Annotated in this window: 20 protein-coding genes and 1 riboswitch; of the genes, 2 read left to right on the top strand and 18 right to left on the bottom strand. The window is 37.2% G+C overall.

Going from position 1 to position 26,355, the window contains the following annotated elements; translation table 11 throughout:
• Positions 1-144 precede the first annotated feature (144 nt).
• The 3 genes from GTZ96_RS07065 to GTZ96_RS07055 are packed head-to-tail and all read right to left on the bottom strand — an operon-like array spanning position 145 to position 2,045.
• Positions 145-1,092, bottom strand: a complete 948-nt coding sequence (locus GTZ96_RS07065; RefSeq protein WP_161642451.1) for a DUF5777 family beta-barrel protein — start codon at positions 1,090-1,092, stop codon at positions 145-147.
• A gap of 5 nt (positions 1,093-1,097) precedes the next feature.
• Entirely contained in the window at positions 1,098-1,652 is a 555-nt protein-coding gene (locus GTZ96_RS07060; RefSeq protein WP_161642302.1) for a YceI family protein, read from the bottom strand.
• A gap of 27 nt (positions 1,653-1,679) precedes the next feature.
• Entirely contained in the window at positions 1,680-2,045 is a 366-nt protein-coding gene (locus GTZ96_RS07055; RefSeq protein WP_161642300.1) for a cytochrome c, read from the bottom strand.
• 257 nt (positions 2,046-2,302) lie between these two features.
• Here GTZ96_RS07055 and cobW point away from each other — a divergent pair, with 257 nt between their 5' ends.
• Positions 2,303-3,340 carry a cobalamin biosynthesis protein CobW gene (cobW, locus tag GTZ96_RS07050; protein WP_161642298.1) on the top strand — a complete coding sequence of 346 codons (1,038 nt, stop codon included), beginning with the start codon at positions 2,303-2,305 and terminating at the stop codon, positions 3,338-3,340.
• Positions 3,341-3,418: 78 nt separating this feature from the next.
• A complete protein-coding gene (cobN, locus tag GTZ96_RS07045) occupies positions 3,419-7,294 on the top strand; it encodes a cobaltochelatase subunit CobN (protein WP_235972883.1) in 3,876 nt (1,291 codons plus the stop codon).
• A 167-nt stretch (positions 7,295-7,461) separates the two neighbouring features.
• On the opposite strand, the gene GTZ96_RS07040 is transcribed toward cobN, so the two are convergent.
• The 15 genes from GTZ96_RS07040 to GTZ96_RS06970 form a co-directional block, all read right to left on the bottom strand.
• On the bottom strand, positions 7,462-8,046 hold the full coding sequence (locus GTZ96_RS07040; protein WP_161642295.1) for a cob(I)yrinic acid a,c-diamide adenosyltransferase: 585 nt from the start codon (positions 8,044-8,046) through the stop codon (positions 7,462-7,464).
• A gap of 11 nt (positions 8,047-8,057) precedes the next feature.
• Positions 8,058-9,740, bottom strand: coding sequence for a VWA domain-containing protein (locus GTZ96_RS07035; protein WP_161642294.1), 1,683 nt, complete (start codon positions 9,738-9,740; stop codon positions 8,058-8,060).
• On the bottom strand, positions 9,740-10,438 hold the full coding sequence (locus GTZ96_RS07030; protein ID WP_161642292.1) for a hypothetical protein: 699 nt from the start codon (positions 10,436-10,438) through the stop codon (positions 9,740-9,742). The genes GTZ96_RS07035 and GTZ96_RS07030 overlap by 1 nt, the downstream gene beginning before the upstream one ends.
• A 64-nt stretch (positions 10,439-10,502) precedes the next feature.
• Entirely contained in the window at positions 10,503-11,579 is a 1,077-nt protein-coding gene (locus tag GTZ96_RS07025) for a cobalt-precorrin-5B (C(1))-methyltransferase (RefSeq protein ID WP_161642290.1), read from the bottom strand.
• A gap of 2 nt (positions 11,580-11,581) precedes the next feature.
• Entirely contained in the window at positions 11,582-12,337 is a 756-nt protein-coding gene (gene cobK / locus GTZ96_RS07020) for a precorrin-6A reductase (RefSeq protein WP_161642288.1), read from the bottom strand.
• A 32-nt stretch (positions 12,338-12,369) separates the two neighbouring features.
• Positions 12,370-14,238 carry a precorrin-4 C(11)-methyltransferase gene (gene cobM, locus GTZ96_RS07015; RefSeq protein ID WP_161642286.1) on the bottom strand — a complete coding sequence of 623 codons (1,869 nt, stop codon included), beginning with the start codon at positions 14,236-14,238 and terminating at the stop codon, positions 12,370-12,372.
• Between the two features lie 24 nt (positions 14,239-14,262).
• Positions 14,263-15,447 carry a precorrin-6y C5,15-methyltransferase (decarboxylating) subunit CbiE gene (gene cbiE / locus GTZ96_RS07010; RefSeq protein WP_161642284.1) on the bottom strand — a complete coding sequence of 395 codons (1,185 nt, stop codon included), beginning with the start codon at positions 15,445-15,447 and terminating at the stop codon, positions 14,263-14,265.
• 47 nt (positions 15,448-15,494) lie between these two features.
• Complete coding sequence (gene cobJ / locus GTZ96_RS07005) at positions 15,495-17,261, bottom strand: precorrin-3B C(17)-methyltransferase (protein WP_161642282.1); 1,767 nt, start codon at positions 17,259-17,261, stop codon at positions 15,495-15,497.
• Complete coding sequence (gene cobI, locus GTZ96_RS07000) at positions 17,258-17,968, bottom strand: precorrin-2 C(20)-methyltransferase (protein ID WP_161642280.1); 711 nt, start codon at positions 17,966-17,968, stop codon at positions 17,258-17,260. Before cobI ends, cobJ begins: the two co-directional genes overlap by 4 nt.
• A gap of 83 nt (positions 17,969-18,051) precedes the next feature.
• Positions 18,052-18,990, bottom strand: coding sequence for a sirohydrochlorin chelatase (locus GTZ96_RS06995; RefSeq protein WP_161642278.1), 939 nt, complete (start codon positions 18,988-18,990; stop codon positions 18,052-18,054).
• 78 nt (positions 18,991-19,068) lie between these two features.
• Positions 19,069-19,869, bottom strand: coding sequence for a HoxN/HupN/NixA family nickel/cobalt transporter (locus tag GTZ96_RS06990; RefSeq protein ID WP_161642276.1), 801 nt, complete (start codon positions 19,867-19,869; stop codon positions 19,069-19,071).
• 18 nt (positions 19,870-19,887) lie between these two features.
• Complete coding sequence (locus GTZ96_RS06985; RefSeq protein ID WP_161642274.1) at positions 19,888-22,509, bottom strand: TonB-dependent receptor domain-containing protein; 2,622 nt, start codon at positions 22,507-22,509, stop codon at positions 19,888-19,890.
• Between the two features lie 115 nt (positions 22,510-22,624).
• A riboswitch (cobalamin riboswitch) is annotated at positions 22,625-22,825 on the bottom strand.
• Positions 22,826-22,923: 98 nt separating this feature from the next.
• Positions 22,924-23,865, bottom strand: coding sequence for an adenosylcobinamide-phosphate synthase CbiB (cbiB, locus tag GTZ96_RS06980; protein ID WP_161642272.1), 942 nt, complete (start codon positions 23,863-23,865; stop codon positions 22,924-22,926).
• The gene (locus GTZ96_RS06975) at positions 23,850-24,872 is read right to left on the bottom strand and encodes a pyridoxal phosphate-dependent aminotransferase (RefSeq protein WP_161642270.1); all 1,023 of its coding nucleotides are present in this window, start codon (positions 24,870-24,872) and stop codon (positions 23,850-23,852) included. Before GTZ96_RS06975 ends, cbiB begins: the two co-directional genes overlap by 16 nt.
• Positions 24,869-26,350, bottom strand: coding sequence for a cobyric acid synthase (locus GTZ96_RS06970; protein ID WP_161642268.1), 1,482 nt, complete (start codon positions 26,348-26,350; stop codon positions 24,869-24,871). The genes GTZ96_RS06975 and GTZ96_RS06970 overlap by 4 nt, the downstream gene beginning before the upstream one ends.
• Positions 26,351-26,355: the final 5 nt, after the last annotated feature.

The following is a 26,355-nucleotide window of genomic DNA, read 5'->3' as shown; positions in this document are numbered from 1 at the left end:
CAATTAATTTTAGTAATAAATATTAATGTGTAGTAATAACCATTGATAATGACATAAGTAAAGTCCTGTTCTAATTATATCTGAATTCATAAAAAAACGAAAGAGGCTGTCTCTATTATTTTGAGACAGCCTCTTTGCTTTGTATTACTTGTTTTTCTTTTTGAATGAAAATGGTCTTGAGATACTGAATCCCCATCGGAATTGACCTTTTCTCCAGGAAGTTGTGGTATAAGGAATAAATTGATTTTCTAAAAGAGCAGTGTTGTTCATAAAAGTCAATTGAAAAACATGGCCTCCAGTTTCAATTTCGAGACCAGCCGACAAAGGGTTATAAAAAGGCAGTCCGTTTTTTTCAAAATAAGCTTTACGATTTTCGCTATCGAATGTATAAAAGTAATCGGCTATTAGTGCCATTCTTTTGGTTAATTTAGCTCTTGCTCCAATTCCCATAGCAAAAATATCATTACTGTCTCCATAGCCCACACGGTTATAATGAGTGTAGGTTGGGAGCAATGCCAATGAAAAATTACTACTGAATTTCCTTGTCAAAATCATCTGAGCCACAAACGACCAACGATCAGAAAACGAATCAAAATGATCGGGAACTTTAGGATTGATATTAGAACTCATTGTGGAAATAACAGCATTCCCAAAGAATGTAATTCCCAATGGAATGCGGTCTTTTTCAGTTTGTTCAAGTAGCTTATATTTAACATTTGATTCAAATAATTGACGGATAGCGGTTGCTCCTTTTGTTCTGGAAACTCCAATAGCTAAACGGTCTGTTAGTCCGTAATCAAAAGCAACTTTAATATCTGAAGCGTTATCGGTTCCATAGAAAGTTTTAAATCCGCCATTATGACCACCAGCGTCACCAAATCGATGGGAAACTATCAATTCAAGCTCTCCTTTATGAACCAGTTCATTGGATCGGGCATTGATAATTCTGGAGGATTTAAAAGTGGCATAAACCGGAATAGTGTCTTTTTCAGTTGTCGTTTCAGAAGGTAAATAACTTTCCATGTTTTCTTGGGCCGTAAGACTAAAAACAGGTAACATCACAACCAAAGCGATTCTAAATATTTGATTCATTTTCATTATACTTTTTTGTAAGGCTTATAATTTGCTGTAATTTTGATATCTAATTGTTCTGCAATTTTTGCAAATACCACTGTTGGAACTTCCACGCCATGATCAGCCAGTTTAATTTTAAAATCGGAAGTTAAAACCAAGCCGTTTTCATTATTCGATAATGTTCCTGCTATTTTATATTCTTTCTTTTTTCCGTGTATATTTAATATTCCCACGATGGTTACCTTCTGATTTCCTGTTTTTGTAAAATCAATATCTTCTAAAATTTTACCATTAAAATCAGATACCGGAAATTTGTCACTTTCCATATAGTTTTCATTGAAATGCTCTTGCATTAATTTTTCTCTAAACTGAAAAGTGGTATTTTGAATTTTAAAATAGACTTGTTTAGTCGCTTTATTTAAAACAGTAGCTACTTTGCTGCTGGTTGCGTCTATATCTTGCATGGGAGTTTTAGAATAGAAACTCACTTTTGCGTTTGAAGTGGTAAAAATGTCTTGTGAAAACATAGAAGTAAAAGACAACGCTGCCAGTGCAACGAAAAATAATTTTGATGTCATTGTGTAGATATTAAAATAAGTAATTGATTAATTTTCAGGCATTCCCTTTGCAATCCATGCAGCTATTAAATCGCGGTCGCGTTGGGTAAAAGGAAATTTTGGAGGAGGAGGCATTGTGCCATTAATAATTGTGGCTGCTATTGGATTAGCATATCTAACAGCATTTTCATAATTATGAGAGTTTAACCACCATACTTCAGCAGAGCCGTTAACGCCATGACAGGTGGCGCAGTTTTTTGTTAAAAGAGGTTTAACATAATTTTGATAGCTTACATTTTCTGTTGTAATTTCAGGAGATGCAAATACTTTTCTATCATCAATATAATCACCTTCTTTTGAGCAAGAAGCCAAAAATAGTAGCAGTAGAAAGGGTATAGGATAATTCGTATTCATTTTTATATTACAGTAAATTTATTTTTAGGCAAAACTAAATGTTTTTTTAAATAAATAAAATGTTTGTATAGTAAAAATCAAATAATTTAAATTTACCTTAATGTTTTTTTAAACTCGAAAACGCTTAAGCTGTAACAGCTTACTATTTATGTTTTCTTAATTTAACAAATCTGTAAATAATAAAGCTTAAATTATTTGGAAGTTTTCTGATGGATAGACTATTTTTAACCATTAATAAATAATACTTTAAAACAGCTATGACATCTAAAATTCCAGTAACTATTATAACCGGTTTCCTTGGATCTGGGAAAACCACAATTATTCGTAATTTATTAGAAAACAACAATGGTAAACGATTGGCTGTTATTGTAAACGAGTTTGGCGAAATGGGCATCGATGGCGAATTGCTAAAATCCTGTTGTACCAATGAAGAAGACATCATGGAGTTGAGTAATGGCTGTGTTTGTTGTACGGTACAGGACGAGTTTTTGCCTATTATGTTGCAATTGATGGAACGCAAAGATACTATTGATCATATCATCATTGAAACTTCGGGGCTTGCGTTGCCAAAACCGTTATTGCACGCTTTTAACTGGCCGGAATTAAAACCGCAAATCACTGTAGATGCAGTGATTACCGTAGTTGACGCGGTGGGTCAGGCAACTGGTGAAATCTGTGACCGTGCCAGAGTTGAAGCACAACGTCAGGCTGATGAATCCTTAGATCATGAAACGCCAATTGAAGAATTGTTTGAAGACCAATTGTCTTGCGCTGATTTGATTGTAATGACCAAAAAAGATTTACTAGATCCAACACAATTTGAAGAGGTACAAGCTATTATCGCTGATAAAATCAGGTCGAATGTAAAAATAGTAAGTGCTAATAAAGGTACTATTGCCGCTGATATTTTGCTGGGAATCGGAGCTCAAGCCGAAAACGATTTGGCAAGCCGTCATTCGCACCATGAAGAGGATCATGCCAATGGTCATGAGCACGAACATGACGATCATATTGATTCTGTAGTTGTCGAAATTACTGCGGTTCATACTCCAGAAACATTAGTTGCAACTTTAAAACAAATTATCGAAGAACACGAGATTTATCGAATAAAAGGATTTATAAATGTTCCTGAAAAAGCGATGCGTATGGTACTACAAGGAGTATCGACCCGTTTTGAAAGTTATTTTGACCGTAAATGGAAAGATAATGAAACCCGAAAAACAAGTTTAGTCATTATTGGAGACGAATTAGAACATAAAAACTTGCAACAAATTATCAACGAAAGATTGAATTAAAAGCAAATAGAAGGTATATTTGAATGGATAATCGACAGTTGTTGATTATCCATTTTTTTTAAAATTAGAATAGTACAAATGCACTTAATACCTACCATTCCCGGAGGCTGGAATCCTAATGAGGACGGCGTTTTTCATATCGAGCAGTCCAAAGGCGATATTATTTTTCTGTCGGCTGCCGATACCGAAATCCATTCGCTAAATAAAGCATATGCGGCATTTCGACAAGGCTCACTTCGACAGGGCTCAGTGAACGGAGAAACAAGAGAAGAAGTTGATGTGAAAACCGATTTCCAGTCGCTGAGCAGAGTACCACTGAGCGAAGTCGAAGAATTCCGGTCGCTGAGCGGAGCACTCCTGAGCGAAGTCGAAGGGTGCGTAGTCGAAGCGCCGTCTTTAAGAATGGCCAATCTTACCTATTTAAAGCAGGAATTAACCATTGATAAATATGTTGAAGAAGTAATTGGTGAAGCAAAGCTTGTTATTTGCAGGCTATTGGGCGGGATTAGTTATTACCCTTATCTGGTTGAATCGATTGAATTAGAGTGCAGGCAAAAAAACATTCCAGTACTTTTTTTGCCGGGTTATGATGCACCAGATGTAGAGTTGATGAATCTTTCAACAGTCGATTTATCGGTTTCGGACTTGGTTTGGAAATACTTTTGCGCAGGCGGAAAACAAAATTTAACAGAAGCATTGCGTTTCATATTGAATCATTTTTTTGATAAAAAAGAATTGACCTATAATGCCCCGCAACGCATACCTGATTTGTTTTTATGCGATTTGGAAAACGGAATTTTGACCAAGGAACAGGCTTATCATAAGGAATTCGATACCGTGGTTTTGGTATATCAATCGCATTATTTGGCAGATAATTTAGAACCTGTTTATGCTATCTGTGAACAATTACAAGAGAAAAAGACGCGCCCGATTATGGCTTTTGTCAATAATCTTCGGGACAAAAACACAGCCGATGAGTTGTATGACTTACTGACCAAAGGTAACAACCGTCAATTGAGTACAATCATCAATACGACTAGTTTTTCGATAAAAGCATTAACGGAGAACGAGTCCGATTTTATTTTTTATAAACTCAATATTCCTGTTATTCAGGCTATTTTTGCTTCGTGTACCAAAGCCATTTGGCAGGATAATTTATTCGGATTAACTCCTACCGATGTTGCCATCAATATTGCGCTACCCGAATTGGACGGGCGCATTATTACCACCGCAGTATCTTTCAAAGTGGCTTTGGGCAAAGATGCCATAACCGATTCGGATATTTTAAAATACGAGACACACCAAGAAGGAGTCGATTTTGTGGTGGATTTTGCAGTGCGCTGGCATCGATTGCAAACCAAAAAGAATTCAGAAAAATGTATTGCTTTGATAATGCCTAATTATCCTAATAAAGACAGCCGTTTGGCCAATGGCGTTGGGCTTGACACTCCGGAAAGCATGGTCAATATCATCAAGGCTCTCAAAGAGAATGGATATGATTTAGGGAATTTTATACCCAATTCGAGCCAGGAATTGATAGAATTGGTCACTCATTATATTACCAATGATGTTGATACTACCCAGTTTCGTCCTTTTCAGGTTTCATTATTGCTTAATGAGTTTTATGAGCAATATAATAACATTTCGTCAAATCTGAGGGAGCAACTGGAAAATCAATGGGGAAAGCCCGAAGATTCTCCATTTTATAGCGATGGAAAATTTGCTATTGCAGGTTTTTTATTGGGAACTGTTTTCGTGAGTATTCAGCCTTCTCGAGGGTACAATCAAGACGAAAAAGCAATTTATCATTCCCCGGATTTACCGCCAACTTTCAATTATTTGGCCTATTATTTTTGGGTTAATCATGTTTTTCAAGCCGATGCCGTTGTTCACGTAGGCAAGCATGGAAACTTAGAATGGTTACCGGGAAAAAGTGTTGCGTTGAGCAAAGAAAGTTGTTATCCGAGGTTATTGATGGAGGCCATTCCGCATTTTTATCCCTTTATTGTAAACGACCCGGGAGAAGGTACCCAAGCCAAGCGTCGCAATCAGGCTGTGATTTTGGATCATCTGATTCCACCGATGACCCGTGCCGAAAATTATGGTATTTTGACACAATTGGAGCATCTGATAGACGAATATTACGAGGCTTTTACGTTGGATATAAAAAGAGCCACATTATTAAAAAAGCAAATCAAAGCTTTGGTTCAGGAAGCTCATTTAGATACTGATTTGAGGGCTTCGGTAGAGGATATTGACGAATTATTAGTGAAATTAGACGGTTATTTGTGTGATTTGAAAGAAGCACAAATTCGGGACGGCTTACATATTTTTGGACAGGCGCCAGAAAATGATCAATTACTTGATTTACTCATTGCCTTGCACCGTGTTCCATCGGGAGCAATAAAAGGAATTACACATGCATTGGCACTTGATTTGGAACTGGATTTTAATCCATTGCAATGTGATTATTCCACTCCTTTTGAGAAAAAAATCCAACAGGTTTATTGTAGAACGATTGGCGATGCTGTCGAACAGCTCGAATTGATTTCGAGAGTCTATTTATCCCAATTTTTATTAGATAGAAAAGAAACGGGTTATCTAAATTTTGATGCCGTTCTTAATTTTATTGCAAAAGACACTTACCCAAAAGTACAGCAAACCACAGACGAAATTACTAATTTAATGGCAGGGTTGAACGGGAAATATGTTTCCTCGGGAAGCTCTGGTGCTCCTACACGTGGTCGTTTGGATGTGTTGCCCACAGGCAGGAATTTTTATTCGGTAGATGTACGTACTATTCCCACGCCAACCGCTTATGCATTAGGTGTAAAAAGTGCAAACCTGATTATAGAACGTTATTTACAAGAAAACGGGGAATACCCTGAGACTGTTGGACTCTCGGTTTGGGGAACGTCTACTATGCGAACAGGTGGCGATGACATTGCTCAGGCCTTTGCTTTGATGGGCGTAAAACCCGTTTGGGAAGGCGCTAATCGGAGAGTGACTGATTTTGAAATTATCTCCATGCTCATGCTCAAACGTCCACGGGTTGATGTGATGTTGCGTATTTCGGGTTTCTTTAGGGATGCTTTTCCAGATGTAATTTCGCTGTTTAATAAGGTGGTAGAGCGTTTGGCACAATTGGAAGAAGATCCGGAAGATAATCCCATCAGGAAACGTTTTCTAAAAGAAAAAGGCGATTGGAAAGCCAAAGGAATTAACGAGGACAAGGCGCATAAAAGAGCCTTATTTCGTGTTTTTGGTTCGAAGCCGGGAGCGTATGGAGCAGGACTTCAAGCTGTAATTGACGAGAAAAATTGGCAAACCAAAGAAGATTTGGCACGCGTATATATGCAATGGAGTGGCTACGCCTATGGCAGCGATAGGATAGGGGAGTCGGCTCATGAAGTTTTTGAACAACGGTTATCCGATATTCAAATTGTGATGCATAACCAAGACAATAGGGAACACGATATTCTGGATTCTGATGATTATTATCAGTTTCAGGGTGGTTTGACCAATGCTGTACAAACCGTAAGTGGCACGCAGCCCAAAGTTTATTTTGGAGATCATTCCCGACCTGATAATCCGAAAGTAAAAACGTTAAAAGAAGAATTGCTCAAAGTTTATCGCTCCCGTGTGGTAAATCCAAAATGGATTGAGGGAGTAAAAAGGCATGGTTACAAAGGAGCCTTTGAAATGGCAGCTACTATGGACTATCTTTTTGCCTATGATGCAACCACTGATCTGATTGACGATTTTATGTACGAAGGCATCACAGAAGAATATTTGTTTAAACCCGAAAACAAGGAATTTATTGAAAAAGTAAATCCGTGGGCATTAAAAGACATGTCCGAACGAATGCTGGAAGCTATTCAACGTGGCATGTGGAAAGAACCAAAACCTGAAACGGTTGAGAGATTGCAGCAATTGTTGATTGACTCAGAGTAAAGTGTTCAGTGGTCAGTTTTTTAGTATTCAGATTTTCAACCCTTTCAGAGTTTTGAATTCTGAAAGGTTTCCTATATTTGGAAATCAGTTTTCAAATATTTTTTTGATATAAACCCCAAACCGATCACTGATTACTAAAAAACTGAACACTGACCACTTAAAACTGCCTACTGATTCTCTGGTTGTTTTTTTCTTTTATACAAAAATAATTGCCATTTTTCTTCGGCTACACCTGCTTTATCCATTTCGGCACGGCCTAAAATAAAGAATAAATCAGACATTCTGTTGATGTAGGCAGGAATGTAGTCATCGACTTCATCTTCTTTCATCAAACTCACCAATAAGCGCTCGCCTCGACGCATTTGTGTACGCACGACATGACATAAAGCCGAGATTTCATTGCCTCCCGGAAGTAAAAAATAATCTGATTTGGTAGTCATGGCAGCTTCCAGTTCGTCTATCCAAGCTTCGCAAAATTCCGCCCCATCTTCAGGTTTCGGGTTTGGATTTACCTTTTTACAGTTTGATGGTCGTGCCAAATGCGACATCATATCCATCATATCTTTCTGAATTTTATGCAGGTTTTGTTGCCATTCGTGTTCTGTCCCTAACTTGGCACGCAACAAACCAATGGTCGAATTAACTTCGTCTAATGTGCCGTAGCAATTGACACGGACATCATCTTTATAAACTCGGCTTCCGCCAAATAATCCCGTTTTTCCTGTATCTCCTTTTTTGGTATATATTTTCATTTTTTTTGATTTTAATAAGTAATAACTCGGTAGTTTACATTTATTTCAGCAGCTAATTTTTTGGCTAAAGCTAATTTCACAAAACCTTTTTCGGTATCTATTATTGTCGTGTTTTTGGATATTCTCAGATAGGTTTTAAAGTAGGAAACCGCTTCCGCAAAAGGATTTTCGGTTTCTCCCTGATTTATTTTGCCATCAGTCAAGACATATAAAACCGTTTCTTCCTGTGGCGTTTTAGATTTTAAAAGTTGGTGTACTAAGGACAAACCAGCTTTTAAATTTGTTTTTCCACCAGAACGCAACTGTTGTATTTCTGATATAAAATTTTCTATATTTTGCGTCAGCTTCAAAATAACGGTTGCCGTACCGTTTTGAAGTGCCACAGCCGAAAGTAGTATTTTTTTGTTTTTAAATTTAAGAAGGGTTTCCGAAATCAATCCTTTTATAAAAGAAATTTGCTGGTTTTGCACCATGGAACTACTCGAATCAATCAGGAAAACTAAGTGAATTTTTGATTGGGAAACGGCTTTTTTATAATGAACGGTAAACTTTTGGGTTGTCAGATATTCTTTTACCGAGGACAAAACATCGATTCCAGTTGTGAGAGTTCCAAAAGAATGCTTACTGTTTTTTGGTTGTGACTCATTTTTGAATAAAAAGCCTTTCTTCGATTCAATCTTTGGTGTTTGTATTTTTAAAAACTGCTCTGTTGCTGTAGTTTGTAGTAAATAGTCACTCAACCCGCTATTTCCTATATTTTCATTTTCATTTTGATTCTCATTCCCATTGCTATTCCCATTTTCATTTTCATTGCCATTGTCATTGCTTTTTGGAAAATGTTTTGCCCGATGGTTCAAGACCAAAGGAGCTACTTTTTCTAAGTGCATTGGTGTTACTTCGGTACAATTGTCTAAAGCAGCATAAGCACGGCTTGTTTTCATCAGTAAAATATCGGCTCGCAGGCCTTCTACTTGGTGTGAAATGCATTTGTCGGCAATACTTTCCTTAATTTCTTCCGAAATGGAAATACCGGAAAGTTGCTCTTTTGCTGACGCAATCATTTTAGACAACTTCTTTTCATCATTTTCAAATCGAAGACAAAAAGCATTTGGCTCCATATCAAAATTCAATCGGCGATTTACAATTTCCATTCGGGTTTTCTTGTTCATTGGAGTTTTTATGGTGACACTCAATCCAAAACGATCCAGTAACTGTGGACGTAAATCGCCTTCTTCAGGATTCATGGTTCCTACCAAACAAAATCGGCTGTCGAGCCATTGCGAAATCGTATCTCGTTCCAGAAAGTAACCTCCACTTGAAGATGCGTCGAGTAAAATATCCATCAGGTAATCATTCAACAGATTGATTTCATCGATGTATAAAATACCATGATGCGCTTTGGATAACAATCCTTTTTGGACTTCCAGTTTCTTTTCGTTGATTAAAGTTTCCAAGTGAATGGATCCTAAAACCCGATCTTCGGTAGCTCCTATAGGCAAATTGACAAACGGAAAATCGGTCTCGATATTCTTCATCAGGCTTTGGAGCGCCCGAACTGTTGTGGTTTTTCCCGTTCCTTTGTCACCAAGAGCTAAAACGCCACCCAGCGATGGATCGATCATGCATAAAAGTAAAGCCAACTTAAAATCGTCTTGTCCATAAATGGCACTGAAAGGAAAATTTTTGTGCATCATTATTCGTTTATAGCATTAAAAATCCAAAGTAACCCAATAAAAATTGAAAAAACACCAACAACGGCATTCATCATTTTGAAAGCAATTTGGTTTCGTTCGATAAATCGGGAAACCGAAAAAGTCAGGACACAACTGTAAGTGGTCATTGCAATAATAATCCCAATACTTTGCAAAGCAATAATCCCGACAGCTGTATAGGTATCCTTTGATGCCATGACCAATGCAATCGAACAAGCTCCTCCGGTACCGGCTAAACCATGCAACATCCCCACCCAGAAGGTACGGCTCAAAACATTCATCGTAATTTCTTCACCTTGTTTTCCGTGTATGTGTAACACATTTGTAGTATGCTCGTGCTCGGCTATGGTACGGTGTACAGCCATTATTTTTTTGAGTTTATGATTGCGTCTGATTGCAGATATTCCCAACCAAATCATTACCGGACCAACTATAATTTCGGCATAAGTAGAAAGATTTAAGGGGATAGCTGATTTTAATAATAAGGCAAATACACTAAAAAGCAACAAGGTTACCGAATGTCCCATAGCCCATTGAGAAGAACGCCATAAGAGTTTTGATAAACCTATTTTGTTGTCTTTTCGCTCGGATGCCAATACTGAAACCGCAGCCATGTGATCCGGTTCAAAGGAATGCTGAATGCCTAATAAAAGCGAATCTGTAAATAAATAACCTATCATTTTTTAATTTTAATGTTCTCTGAGCCTGTCGAAGGAATCCCTTCGACAGGCTCAGAGAACTGTTCTATATTATCTTATCATTCGCATCAATCAATAAAACAGTTAACTCAACGTTTGGAATTTGCTGTTTACAAACATCATAACAATGTTGTCGCAAGGATTGAAAGAAAGGTTCATCTTCAGTAAAATTGAATATTTCTGTGAGTCTCCTTGCCATATTTAAATCTAAAATCGGTAAACATTGTTCTTCTCTATACCCACAATCTTTTGCCATTTGATGTATGAATGCTTTATCCCAAGTTGATTTTCCGCTGTGGGTATCAAGTTCGCCTTGCGCCAGTTTGGCCGCTTTACCTATCATTATTCCAATGGTTACTTTCTTTAAAGGAACCGATTTTATTTTTTCTAAAGTATCTCCAATCCAATTGCCGTATTGTATAAAAGCAAAATCAGGCAAATCTGGAAATCTGGCTTTCAATAAATTTTCTGATCGCCCTCCGGAATTGATAATGATTTCGTTACAGCCATTTGCAATCGAGACATCGATACCTTGTGTAATACTGGCAATATAGGCCGAAGAACTAAAAGCTTTAACAATGCCAGTTGTCCCTAAAATCGAAATTCCGTTTAGAATCCCGATGCGGGAATTCAATGTTTTTTTTGCAATTTCTTCCCCATTTTCGACAAAAACCTCCACATTTACCCCTTTATTACACTGAAATTGGTGTTTTATAAAATTTACAGCATCAGTAATCATCTTTCTTGGGACGGGATTAATGGCAGGTTCGCCCACAGCAATTGCCAATCCGGGTAAGGTTACAATACCCACACCTTTACCTTGTAGAAATTGAATTCCTTCGACTTCATTTAGGGAAATTGTACAACCAATTGTTGCGCCATGAGTTACATCGGGGTCGTCTCCCGCATCTTTTATGGTAGTACAAGTGGCCTGTTTTTTATCAAAAAAGCAGGTAGTGATTGTAAAATTTACTTTTTCACCAAAAGGTAAAGTTATTGTTACTTCTTTTATTTCTTTTTGTTCCAATAAACTCATCAATGCCGCTTTTGCACATGCAGTTGCACAGGCTCCTGTGGTGTAGCCGTTGCGTAAAGGACCGTCTGGAATTGGAAGCAATGCCATTTTTATTTTTTTAAAGCCATAAAGTTAAACAAATCAGCTTCATTAGACGCTAATAAAAAACTATTGGACAACAGAACTCTTTCGATAATCACGATTGGGATTTTACAAATTTTGGCAGCTTCAATTTTTGTTGATAAAAAACCAGATTCACCGCTTTCTTTGGTAATCACTGCTTGACAATTGTGTTTTTTTAAAATCTCAATTTCATGGTTCAAATCATCGCTTGGAAATTCTAAAATCAAATTTTCTTTCGGGAACCCAGCTTTTTCGGCTATAGCCAATGAACTTTCTCTTGGTAAAATCCGAAAGTAGGTATTGTTTTTTTTCCAATAGGATTCCAACTTTTCGATGGTTTGTACCCCTGTTAAAGCCAATAATTTTTCTATTTTCTCCGCATTCAGATAGGCAATGGCTTCCTTATAATTTTTGACATAAATTACCTCTTTTGAACTGTTTTTTGCAGGATATTGTCTTTCAAAACGGATAACCGGAATCGATAAAAAGCTACTGGCTTCGGCTATGGTTTGATGCAATATTTCCGCAAAAGGATGACTGGCATGTATGATGGTGTCAATTTTTTTTTCTTGACAAAATGCAATTAATTCTGCAACAGAGAATGCCCCAAAACGATAATTTCCAAATTCTCCCTTGTCAAATTCGATTTCCGTTTTAGTAGAATAGAAGTAGGGCAAGGCTTCTTTTTCGAGAAACTTCGCTACTTTTTTTCCTTCTGTTGTGCCACCAAATACTAATATCATAAAAAAATATTTTATACTGAGCTTGTCGAAATCTATTTTGATCCTGCTAAAGGTTCCTGAGCTTGTCGAAGGATAACCTTCATTTCTTTCCCAGTCCTGAAAATATGTTTCCACTCGGGACTGTATAGATAAGAACGGTTTTTTCGAGCGCCAATGGCAGCTCCAACGATTACTAAAGTCGTTAACGTTAGTTTATTATCACGAATTATTTGTGCCAATTCAGATAGTTTGCCCACAAATACTCTTTCGTCTTTCCAGGTTACTCTATATAAAACAGCAACAGGAGTGTCTTTGGGATAATGTTCCAGTAATTGTTCCTGAACCGATTTGGCAATTGTGGCACTTAAAAAGATGCACATTGTGGCTTGGTGTTTTGCCATTTCGTTCAGTTTCTCTTTTTCAGGAAGAGGTGTTTTTCCTTCTCCACGGGTCAGGATAATACTTTGTACAACTTCCGGAATAGTAAATTCGGATTTCAAATAAGCGGCTGCAGCCTGAAAAGACGATATACCCGGAACGATAGAATAATCCATTCCTTTCTCGTCAAAAATGGTCATTTGCTCCTGAATAGCTCCATATATAGAAGGGTCTCCCGATTGTAAACGCACTATCAGATGTCCTTGAGCATAATGTTCGTCCATAATTTCTATTTGCTCTTCAAGAGTCATACTCGCCGAGTTGCGAACGATAGCATTGGGTTTGGCATAATGTGTTAACTCAACAGGTATAAGGCTTCCCGCGTACAAAATCAAATCGGCATCTTCCAGCAGTTCTTTTCCTTTTACACAAATCAAATCGGCAGCACCCGGACCTGCACCCACAATTACGATTTCGGCTTTACGTTTTGCTTTTTTGTCCAATGACAAAGCGATGGTGTGTTTTTTTCCGGAGGATAAATGTAATTTTTGTTTTTCTAAAATCAAATCATCAGTTTGAGCCAATAGCATTGCCGAAGCCTCCGCAACGCTGTGAACGCCTAATTTACCCATTACAACCTCTGACGGATTTGCGGCTGTTTTAGAGTTTAATTCGTCGGCAGTAAAAGTGATAAACGGAATGGCTAAGGTATTTGCTAAAGCTATAAAAGCCACTTCATCGTGTTTTACATCCAAAGAACCAAGAGATTTTATTGATTCTACGGCAATATTATTTTGCTGTAATTGTTCCCTAAATGAAATTTCCAACAAATCAGATTCGATGTCTCTTGAACATCCCATTCCCATAGTGATTACGGGGGCATAATAATATAATGCAGGAATTGGAGCAGTATAAACAGTATAAGTTACTGCTAAAAAAAGTTCATATTTAGAAAAGTCAATAGCTTCATAACTATAATAAACAGTAACAAAATCGGGTTTGTTTTTTTCTAAAAATGTACAGCCTTTGTCTTTGATGTCCAATAATAAAGCGGTTGGTTTATTGTTGACAAACAACGAAATGATTTGATTCATTTCAATGGTACTTTGAGTTTTCCAATTGAAAGTTTTTGCCAAAGTATCCAAAGCCCAAATATCCTGCCCGTCACTGGCAGTTGTAATTACAGCTTGTGCTCCAATTACTTTGGCTAAATTCTGAGCCAATTCATTGGCACCGCCCAAATGTCCTGAAAGCACCGATTGCACAAATTTTCCGGCATCGTCGATATTGATAATGGCTGGGTCTTTGGTTTTGTTTTCTAAGTGTGGCGCAATACTCCTCACGCAAATTCCCAAAGCTCCAATAAAAATAAAACCGTCAAAAGCATTGAAATTAGATTCCAGGAATAAAGCAATCGATTCAATTTCGGTTACGCCTTCGTGTTTTCGGGTAGATACCAAAACTGATTTTTGAAATTCCTTTTGAAGTGTTTTTCCCAAAAGTACTCCTTTGTCAGTGCTGGCCAGTAAAGCTATTTTTTTCATTTTTTTAAATATAAATTGTACTAACTATCGCTTTTGGGCGGTTAAGATAGTTACTTCGTTGTGTTGTTCTATTTTTATAGTTGTTGTTATGAGCAGTTCGTAATCGAGTTGCTGAATGCTTTGTATAAATTCGGTTTTGCTTTCTTGTTTTACGGCATTGATTACGATACGTCCTTTAGGTAACAAATAAGAATCGATTTTAGAAATCAGTGCCGCCAATCGGTTGCCGTGTCCTCCAATGAAAACGGTATCGGGTTGTTTTAATTCGGCCAGATTTTGCAAAAAGAAATCGCCCACAAGAGTTTGAATGCCCAAAGCACCAAATTTTCGGGCATTGTTATCTAAAATCGCTTCGCATTCAGGGCGGATTTCAAAAGCCAAAACTTCTAAATGAGGAAACTGCAATTGGGCTTCGATTGAAATGGAACCAGTACAAAAACCAATATCCCAGAGTGTTTTTCGGTTGTGTAAATCCAATTGGGATAAACTCAGTAATCTAATAGGCATTTTGGTAATCATATTGGGACGGTTGGGCAATCCTTCGAATTCGGTGTCCGGAATGCCAAAAGGTCTTTCTTTTTGTTCTTTCTTGATTAATAAAACGCAATTGAGTGGTTGATATTCCTGTTGAATTGCTTCCGTTAAAGTGAGATGGCTTATCTTTTCGTCACTGCCTTCCAAAGATTCTCCCACTATCATTTGGTAGTTTTTATAACCATAATCCAATGCTCTTTTAGCAATAGCCTGAGGCGATTTTTGAGCATCAGTCAATATACCAATGCATTCTTTTTGTTGCATCAAAGCGACATCCAGTTCTTTCCAACTGCGCCCATGAACGGAAGCATACGTAATGTTTGAATACGTAATGCCAGCTTTGTGACAAAGCAATTGAATGCTGTTGAAATACGGTATTGTTTTTACGGTTGCTTCAGGATGAAATTTTTGAATAGTATTTGTAAATCCATAGAATAAAGGATCACCCGAAGCAAAAACAATCAGGGTTTGATTTTGTTGCTTATAGGTGTCAAATAAGGAATTCATTTCTCCCGAAATAGTAATCCATTGATGATTTTTGGGAAGGTGTTTTTGTACCAATTCATAATGACGCTTTCCACCCGAAAACAGCTGATGCGATTGCAACAGTTGTTGTGTTTCGTTTGAAAAAACGAAATTTGGGTTATCGGATATGCCAATTACAAGGTAGTTCATTTGATATTTATTTAACAACCCTTTCAGGGTTTCAAACCCTGAAAGGGTTAGTTAGCTGCTGTTTTAAAAGTAAATGCAGCATTTACAATACTTGCAGCAACGTTACTACCTCCTTTACGTTCTCTGATAATTACATAAGGGATAGCGTTTATTGCTTGTAATTTTAGTTTTGATTCCACAACATTTACAAATCCTACAGGGGCACCAACTACACCCACAGGGTTACATTTTTTGTCTAATATTTGTTCGCATAATTCGAATAGGGCAGTTGGAGCATTACCAATTACGTATAATGCTGTTGGATGTTTTGTTAATGCCAATCGGATTCCTGCCTGACTACGGGTAATGTTTTCGCTTTGTGCGAGTGCCGTAGCTTCGGGATCATTCAAATAACAAAGCACTTGGTTTTGGTATTTGGATGTAAATTCTTTGGTAATTCCGGATTGCACCATCGTGACATCGGTGATGATTGTGCCACCATTTATCAGGTAATCATTCCATTTTTCGATGGCATTATTGCTCGATAAATAGAGATTTTCGTATTCAAAATCGGCTGTGGTGTGTACACAGCGCATTACTGCCCATTTGTCTGCTTCGGGAAGATCAGTACGTTGTAAACTTTCGGCAATTTGGCGAAAGCTTTCCTCTTGAATTTCTTGTCCTGTATGGGGTTTTCGAGCCAAATAGCCACGCGGGGTAACAAGAAAGTTCTTGAACTGATACGTTTGTGAATTTCCAATCATGACTAATGAGAACATATCGACAATTTCGGTATCGAACTCGCCCAAAGTGGTGATAGTAATGTGTTCTTCTGGTCTTGTAACTTGACGAATGACGGCTACCGGAGTAGCAGGACTGCGGTGTTTTAAGAAAATTTCTTTGAGCCGGTTGAGTTGCCAAAAGCGTTTTTTACTTCTTGGGTTGTATAAAGAAGTTACAAAATCACCTGTAGCCGCGGCGTGAATTCTTTTTTCTATCGTTGTCCAAGGGGTCATTAAATCGGATAGCGAGATACAGCAAAAGTCATGTCCCAGAGGTGCGCCCAGTTTTCCGGCTGAGGCAATAAAAGCACTTATTCCAGGAATGGTTTGTAAGTCGATGTCTTTATCGGTTTGGGTGCTGGCATATTGGTAAACCAAAGATGCCATCGCATAAATTCCGGCATCGCCGGAGCTGATTACCACTACGTGTTTGCCTTTCTCGCAACGGTCTACCGCTAATATGGCACGTGCTTCTTCCTCGGTTAATTCTTTTCCGATGCACTCGCAGTTTTCTTTTAGCAAATGTTCGATAAATTGAAAATAATAATGGTAACCGATAACCACATCGGCATCTGCTAAAACCGATTGTGCAATTGGTAAAATATATTCCTGTCCGCCGGGGCCAATGCCTACTACAGAAAGCCTGGCTTCGGCAGGCTCAGCCAGCGAGTCGTCCACAGAATTGGCTTCGACAAGCTCAGCCACCGGTATAGAATTATTTTGGGGTGAGTCTTTTTTATCGTTGGCTGAGCCTGTCGAAGCCAAAGGGTATTCTGTATAATTTCGTGACAATTCAGGTAATTTATTAAATTCGTGATTAATTAAAGCTTCTTTTTTGGCTCTACTCCAGCCTTGAACTTGTTTTTCTCTATTGAAAGCAGCGTCTATTCTATCAAATTCTTCAAAATAGACTAGCTTTACAGGAAGATGTTTTTTAGTGTGATTTGCGCCTTCTCCGTTTTGGTGTTGTTTTAAACGCAATTCAAGGTTTATGGTGCTACCTGTATAATAACTCCCATCGGCACATTCTAGTAAATACATGTATCCTTTCATTTTCGTTTTTTTATAATTAACAAAGAAAAATAGGGGATCTCTCTGTTTTTAATGTCTTCTATATTGGTTGTAATGTATTGTTGTGCTGTTCCCAATCGTTCGCAATACATGATTGTCAAATCAGTTGTTGTCAAAAAAAGTGAAATGTCTTTAAGTACACTTCGAACTTTTATCAACACGATTGTGTCAAAATCATTTAAGGCTGTTTCCAGTTCCAGACTGTTCTTGACCCTTGGTATGATTGCGATTTTTTCATTTAGTATGGCTAGCGGTAACTGATGTTGTGCCGCTCCCAATATAAAAGAAGGAACGCCGGCTATAATTTCAACATCGAGTTGGTGTTGCTGTATGTGTTCTAATAAATAGGCAAAGGTGCTGTAAAACAAACTGTCCCCTTCGCTGACAAAAACAATTGTTAAGCCGTTATTGTAATCTTTTAGCATGGATTGAAAAGTAGCGGCATAGGTAGTTGTGGCTTGTGTTCTGTCATCAGACATATCAAGAAACATTCCGACCAATTTTTCTTCATCCAGTTGATAGTGCTGTAAAATAGGCAGGGAGAAACTGCTTGTTTTTCCATTAGGCAATAAGGAACCAGGATAATATATTTTATCCGATTTTTGGAGTGCTTTAAGTCCTTTTATGGTGATTAAATCCGGATCACCAGGGCCTAAAGAGATACCGTATATTTTTCCTGTTTTGACCATTTCTTGTTTTTAATTATGGCTTGCTTCGACAAGCTCAGCAGCCAGTTGGTGTTAGTATGTAATAACTAACACTTTACCATTTTCTAAATTCCTAATAGTTTTTTTAAACCTGAAAAGGGTACTTTTTTAACGGCTATTTTTTCTTCTTCTTCAAATAAAATTCCTTTTACGGCCAAGTGATGCCCTTTTTGTTCTTTACCAACTTCGTTCTCGAAACCGATAATTTGCGTACGGTATTTGCACAATTGGCAATTCATATTAGGATTGCCTTGTTCTACTTCGGCTATACGTTCGTCTATGGTTTGCAGCAACAGCTCATCACATTCGAAAGAGGCGGTATAACAAAATTCGGTATCTGAGTTTATCGCAAATTCTTGAACCTGGGTATATATTTTTTTTAGTAAAACACCTGTGAATAAAAAGACAGGCAATACTACCACACGTTTGTAGGGTAGTTGGTTTACCAATGGTAAAGTATCTTTTAATAAAGGTTGCGTAACTCCAATATAGGTTGTTGTGGCAAAGCCAAAACCCATTCCTTCCCAAAGCATTCGAGTCATTTTTGCAATGTCAGAATTAGCATCCGGATCAGACGTACCACGGCCAACAACCAATAAACAGCTTTCTTTTCGGTCTAAAGGAGTTAGTTTAGATTCCGTAGCTTCTATTAGTTTTTTAGAAAGTTGTAATATCGACGGTGTGATACCAAAGTGTTTTCCTAAAGTAATCTTTAAATCAGGATACTGACTCTGGAGCGCATTCATTTCGTATGGAATGTCATTCTTGGCGTGTCCTCCAGCAAACAGAATGGCAGGAATAGCAATAATTTCACGGATGCCATTGGTATACAAACGCTCTACTGCAGCTGCATAAACGGGATGTGAGAATTCCAAAAAACCATAATCGACTTCGTAATCGGGATAGCGTATTTTTAAGAGACGCACCAATTCCTTGAATCCGTTAACGCCCTCCGGATCCTTGCTGCCATGTCCGCAAATTAAAATTCCTTTTTTACGATTCATTTTTTTCTAAAAAATTATTTGGATTAGTACCAATGGGAAATGTATGTTTTCCTACTATAAAACAACCTTTTTTGTTTCTTATTGGATTGTTTTTATTCGGGAACGAAGATACAAATCAAAATAGAGAAAAAGAATTGTTCCGAGAAAACCTAGACCAACCAGGTTATTTTGTAAATCAGTCAGTTCTAAATCGGCATTGAATACGGTTCCTATTTTATAAATGGGGATAATGAAACACATTACCGTTATAAGTACATTTAGTTTAAATCGATGTTTTTGAATTTTACTTCGGTCGAATGTTTTTAATAGTTTGCTCAATAAAAAGGAATCTATTGTTCCTGTGAATATCAAGCCTATAGAGAAAATAAGACCGCCTATAACCGAAAACAGCCAGTGATGCGTTCCTGAAACAGCCAGCCCGAAAGCTGCAATTTGCGAAGAAGTATCAAAGATGAATCCAAAAATAATTCCCGTTAAGAATACCGTAAATGGGTTCAGATTTTTGTCTAATAATTTAGGAATAAAGTGTTTTTTGATACTTAACGAATTGCTACTTTTAGCTTGGGATAAAGAAATGATGTTTCCAATTCCCATCACAAGAAGTAAAACCATTGGCAGCCAATTGAGTAAAAAATCAACCCACAATGGAACTTCAAAATGATTTTTCAGATAGCTCAGCGTTAATGCGATTAAGGTAACCATCACACCATGCCCGAAAGTAAATAACGTTCCAACCCATCTTGACCATGCGTTTTTGTTTTCGTGCAAACGATAGGTATAATTATCTATTACAGTAATGTGATCTGGGTCTAAGCCGTGACGCAAACCTAAAATAAATAGAATGAGCAATGCTGATAAATTGTTATTTAGAAGTTCCATTTTGGGATAGTCTTTAAGTTAAAAAAAATAAGAAACGCTAGTCTTAATAAAGAAAGGTGTTCCTGGAGTATTGTGAAAATCCATTACTGGAGCTGTTTCATTTTTTAATTGTGATTCGTCATAAAATTGTGCTTCTGCCCATTTGACATTGAATATGTTTTCGGTAAAAAGGCATACTTCATAACGGGGTTTGGTGTATCGGATAACGGCATCTACTATGGTGTAGGGTTTAGAAAACACTGATCCGTCTTCGGTAGCAGGGCGTTCTCCCATAAAACGGTAACGCAAACTGGCATTAATTCCGTTTTCCAGTTTTAAGGTCAATCCGCCTGTAGAGTTCCATTTAGGACACAATGGCGCAAAGTTTTCGCCTTTTGGTGCATCTTTCAGAATGCTATAGGCATAATTTAAATTGCTGTCAGCCCATAAATAATTGGTAAATTGAATTTTTATTGCTGCATCAAAACCATATTTTCTGGTTGGTCCCAAGTTTTCAAAGCTACCGTCATCGGATACAAATCTAAATTCGGAACCCGTATCGAGCCACCATGCCGTGAAATTAAAGATTGATTTCTTTTGCAATTTCATTATAAAACCCAAATCGGCTCCTTCAGATTGAGGTACAGGATTACCTGCTGTTGGGGCTTTACTTACTGCAGTTTGAGCGTAATTAGAGTGAAATCCAACTCCCCATTTGGTAAAAACAGTGAAATTTGATGTTGCATTAAAGTTTAATTGTGCTTTCGGATTAAAGCGATATACGGTTTTTTGCCCTGAATTTGAGTCATCTAATTTGTCTTTCAAATAAAAATCGAAGACTTCATTTCTAGCTCCTAATTTCAAAGTCCATTTGGGTGCAAACTGCCAATTTTCATCAAAATACAAACTATAATTAGTAATGTTAACATCGTTTATTGCATCATTAGATAATAAAGCCCTGCGTAAAACATGATCTCTGCCACGTGATAAAATATCGGTACGGGTAACCAATCCTACTTCAGATGATAATTGGGTTGATCCGATGTTGTCGAGTCTATTATAAGTACTTTTTAATCCGAATAAATCACGTTTTTCCCATTGTAATATTTCATCTCCGTTGACGGGATCGTTCATGAAAAAGGTGAAATTGGAATATAAATCGAAGATATTTTTTGAGTAGTACAATTGGTTTTTCCAAAATGCAGTTTCGCTGTATTTGGTTTCAAAGACTAAGTTTGCGTTTAATCTCGAAGCGATTCCACCTTCGGAATCATCTATAGAACCATATCTGGAAAGCGAACCATCTTCGATTGCACGCAAAGGCAATTGTCCCGAAGCGTTCCAAGTGCTGGAAAAATAAGAACCCGAGAAAGTTGCGGTTGTTTTGTTAGAGAGTTGTGCATTGTATTTCCCGAAAATATTAAAACGTTTAAATTTTAGTTTACTATCAAAAAAACCATCGGTATAGTTGTATTCTGAAGCCAAATAAGCATTGTCCTTCCATTTTGGCACCAAATGCTTTTGGTCTAAAAGTTGTATCATTGTCAGGATTCTTTGGGTATTGAATAAACCCAATTCCAGCTTGATAACATTTTTTTCTAAACGGTATTTCGAGCTGAATTGAGCAGCACCCGCCACCGAAAAATCACCTAATTTTGCTTCGTAAGGACCTTTATAAAAATTAGCCGAACCAATAATTTCGGGAATCATAAAATGCATGTCAGCATAACCTTGGCCGTGTGCGTGTGAAGGCATGTTTATCGGAATTCCATCCATCTGGATGTTAAAATCGGTTCCGTGATCGTTGTCAGCTCCTCTAACAAAAATTTGCTCGGCTTTTCCTCCGCCAGCATGTTGTGCAATAAATAATCCGGGAACGGCACGTAACAAGTCCTGAGCCGATTTTATGGGTTGTAATTGCAGGCTTAACAGATCTATTTTGCTTTCTTGTTTTCTGTTAAATGAAGTTGAAATAACAACTTCGGCTAAATTCATGGCATTACTTTGCAGAGCAATATTTAGTTTTCTTTGTTCGTCTTTTTTTAGGTTTGTTTTTAGACTAAAAGTATTGTAACCTACACAAGAAACAATAATTGTTTTCAGCCCTTCGGAAGCGAAGTGTAATTGATAATCTCCATTTTCATCTGAAATGCTGTTCTCACTAGACTCTTTTATCTGAATTGTAGCTCCCTCAATTTTGCTGTGATTGTTGGCATCTGTAATAAATCCACTAAGATTGCTTTGTGCTTTTGCAGTAGAAAACGATAATAATAAGAATAAAAAAATGCTTAATTTAAAATACTTTGTAAAGAAATTTTTTTTTCTTTTTTGAGGTGTAAATTTCTCGGTTGTATTGCTTAAAGTAAATAATAATTGGTCTTGGAGAATTGTGTTTTGTAAAATATGAGTGGTAACTACAGCATTTGATGTGTTTACATTCATTTCCTGGTACCAGGTGTTTTCGGGTTGAATGCTAATGATGGGACCTTTTTTGCAAAAACCACTGCATTTAGTGCGAATGGTATGAATTTCGTCGTTTAATTCTTGTTCAGTTAAGCTGTTACGAAGGGCGGTAATGTTTTCTTCAGCGCCTTTGTTGGTACATGAAGTACCATTACAGAGGTAAATAATTTTTTTAATTTTGGATAAATCCTTTTCCATTTTAGGTTTTTGTGCGTTAATAATCCCGTTAACCGATTATTTGCAACAATAGAAAAAGGACGTGTGAAGATAAGGAGAAGAATTATTTTCACCCGTTTGGCCTTTACTCCGAAAGCTGCAAATCGATGTAAAGGCAGGTATTCTGACTCGTTTCAGTAGATAACGCCTTCCCATCTCGTTTTAGAACGAGACAGTGACATAATGTTATAACCTTGATAAAACTTACAGCAGCGGGTACTGTCTCGGATTTACACCGAATTCCCTTTTAATTTCTTTTCAATAATTCAAAAAGAAAACCATTACGGCGGCGAAAGTACAAAATGCTTATGGATTATTTTTAGAAACTTTAAGGCAGAGTCTTTATTACCTTTTATAATTAAGGATTTTGCAGTTGATTTATTAGGAGGTCTAAGTTTATAAAAAGTAATATTTTATAGCAGTAATAATAATGACTGCCAGCAAAGTAACTTTGTGGTTGATTTTAGAAACTTCAATGATCTCTTTATGTTCAATTATTCGGTTATTTACTCCAATATAAGGTTTCTGAACAATTTTTCCATGATAGCTGTTAGGACCTCCAAAACGACAATTCATAATTCCTGCAAGTGCCGACTCTGGATAACCTGAATTAGGACTAGCATGCTGATTACCAAATTGATAAATAAATGAAAAAAGATTCCATTTTCCGCTCACTAAAACCATCAGGAATGCAGTTAATCGGGCGGGAATAAAATTGGCAGCATCATCTAACAGGGCAGCAAATTTCCCAAAATAAAAATACTTGTCACTCTTATAACCAATCATGGAGTCAAGAGTATTAATCATTTTATAAACCATCATCGCCGGCAAACCGCCAATGGCATAATAAAACAGCGGAGCAATTACACCGTCACTTAAGTTTTCGGACAAAGTTTCGAAAACGGCTGTCCGTATCTGGTTTTCAGATAGGGCAGTGGTATCACGTCCCACTATCCAGGAAAGTCGTTTTCGACCCGCTTCCAATCCGTTGTTTTGTAGCGCATCAAAAACGGCTGTCCCTTCCTGTATCAGACTTTTATTGGCCAGACCATAAAAAACAAAAAGAGCTGTAAAAAGGATATAAAGGACAGTATTGGTTTTGAGTAAAAAATTGGACAGAAAATAAAAAAACACAAAAACCAAATTGCATAATAGAAGCGTAAGTAACATTCCTTTTATAAACCGGAATTTACCTTTGTTTAACAGGTTTTCTCCAAAATAGATTGCGTTTCCAAAAAGACGAATTGGATGGGGTAATCTTCTTGGATCTCCCAAGACTAAGTCAAGTAGATAACCTAAAAGTAAAGGGATTGAAAAAAGAATTAAAGTGTTGTCCATTGGCTTATTGCATCAATTAAAAGTTGATTTTGCTCGGGAGTCTGTGTCGCAATTCTAAAATGATAAGGGGAAAGCCCTTTAAAATTACTGGCATCCCTAATAAGTAATTGATGCTCATTCAAGAGCTGTTTTTTTAGTTCTGCCGCTGTTTTGACTTTCGTTTGGCACAAGAAAAAATTAGTTGTTGTGGGATACACTTCGATATTTTCAATTTGCTGTAAGGAACTCATCAATTCAGTAGTGTCTGCTAACAGTCTTTTTAGCGGTAATGTAATATCGGCAGCGTTTTCGACAATAAACTTACCGGCTTCGATAGCCATAGTGTTTACAGACCAAGGCATTTTAGCCAATTGTATGGCTTGAATATTTTGTTTTTGGCTGATGATGTATCCCAAACGTAAACCAGGAATAGAATAGGTTTTAGTTAATGATTTTACGAGCAGGAGATTTGTAAAATTATTGATTTCGTTTACCATGGTTATCACATTCGAGGTAAAATCGACATAGGCTTCATCAATTACAAACAGCGTATTGGGATTGTTTTCCAATAGGGAATGCAGCATTTTTTTAGGAAAAATCAACCCCGTAGGATTGTTTGGATTACCAAAGAAAACGGCTTTTGTATTGAAACGGCTTGTCTCGTTTACAGCAGACCATTCCATAAATTCGGTAGGTACATTGTGTACACGGCAGGCGTCTTCATATTCAGCAAATGAAGGTATAATTATGGTCGCCGATTTCTTTTGTAAATAATGTGCAATTAAATAAAAAGCTTCGGTAGCCCCGTTTGTAATGAGTATTTGTTGGGATTCCAGTTGGTGCCAATGGGCTACTGCTTCTTGAAGCGATTCGGCATTTGCCTCAGGATAGCGGGTAAGCTTTTCCCAATGAAGGGAAAGGAATTCTTTTAAACCTTTGGGAAGGCCTTCGTAAAAAACATTCGAACTGAAATTCGCTTTAATTGTTTCGTGATGTAAATAACCGTCGTCTCCGTGTCCTAAAATCATAATTGTTTTTCTTTAAGAACAGAATAAATATACTCCAAGTCTAAATGTTCCCGTAAGTGTTGTGCCAGTAAATCATATTGTTCTTCTTTAAAAGCTTTGTAATCAAAAGCTGTTGCGGTCATTTCTTTTTTGGTTTGAGAAAGCAAATCGTTTATGACAATTTCGTTATCCAATATTCCATGAATGTAAGTTCCCCAGCAATTGTCAGCCAACAAAAAACCATCAGTTGTGTCATCTGAAAAATGGTTCAGTTGGGTGTTTTTTTCTACAGAAGATGAAACTCCCATATGTATTTCGTAGCCTTCACAGGTCTCCTGATATTTTTTAAATTGAAATTGTACTTGTCTCGTGATTTTTTCTTTTGTGAGTACTGTTTTTATAGGTAGCAAATCTAATCCCGACATTTTTTCAACAGTTCCTTCCATTTGATGTGGGTCTTCAACAATTTGTCCCATCATTTGATAACCACCACAAATTCCGATAACGGTTTTATTGTTTTTATGGGCATTGACAATGGCTTTGGCAGCTCCGTTATTCTTGATTTCAATTAAATCGGCAATAGTGTTTTTACTTCCCGGAAGAATAATGATGTCGGCTTTTTCAATTTCCAAAGGATTTTTGGTGTAAAATAAATTTACATTTTCGTGACGTTCCAATACATTAAAATCGGTGTAGTTGGAAAGACGATTGAGTAAAATAACGGCAATGTTAATTTTATTTTCTGCAGATTGTGAATTTTTATTTTGAAGTCCAACAGAATCCTCTTCCTCAATATAAATATCCTTAGCAAACGGAACTACCCCCACAACAGGAATGCCACAGAGGTCTTCTATGATTTTTTTTCCGTCTTCAAAAAGTTGTGCATCTCCTCGAAATTTATTAATAATGATCCCTTTGATTAGTGATTTTTCTTCGGGAGTTAATAAAATAATGCTTCCGTAAACACTTGCAAAAACACCTCCCCGGTCAATGTCGGCAATTAAAAAAGTGGCTGCATTGGCATATTTTGCCATGCGCATATTGGTAATGTCGCGATGTTTCAGATTCAATTCAGAAATACTTCCTGCGCCTTCCAACACAACAGGATTGTATTTTTCGGATAATCGGTTATAGGCTTCCTGAGCTTCTTTGAGGAGCCCCATTTTGTTGTTCCCCATAAAATAATCATAAGCCGATTGGTCTCCAATAGGCTTCCCGTTTAAAACCACTTGTGAACTTTTATCACTTGTTGGTTTTAATAAAACAGGATTCATATCAGTGCTGCATGAGATACCGCAAGCTTCTGCCTGTACGGCTTGCGCACGGCCTATTTCGAGTCCTTCGGGCGTAGCAAAACTGTTAAGCGACATATTTTGCGATTTAAAAGGAGCAGGTGCATAACCATCCTGTTTAAAAATGCGGCAAAATCCAGTGTTGATGATGCTTTTACCTACATCAGAAGCAGTACCAACAAACATGATGGGTTTTAATTTTTGCATAGTGT

The organism is Flavobacterium undicola, assembly GCF_009909155.2.
Classification (GTDB): Bacteria; Bacteroidota; Bacteroidia; order Flavobacteriales; family Flavobacteriaceae; genus Flavobacterium; species Flavobacterium undicola.
The sequence above is the reverse complement of the archived record's forward strand: the minus strand, read 5'-3'. Positions and strand labels throughout refer to the sequence as shown.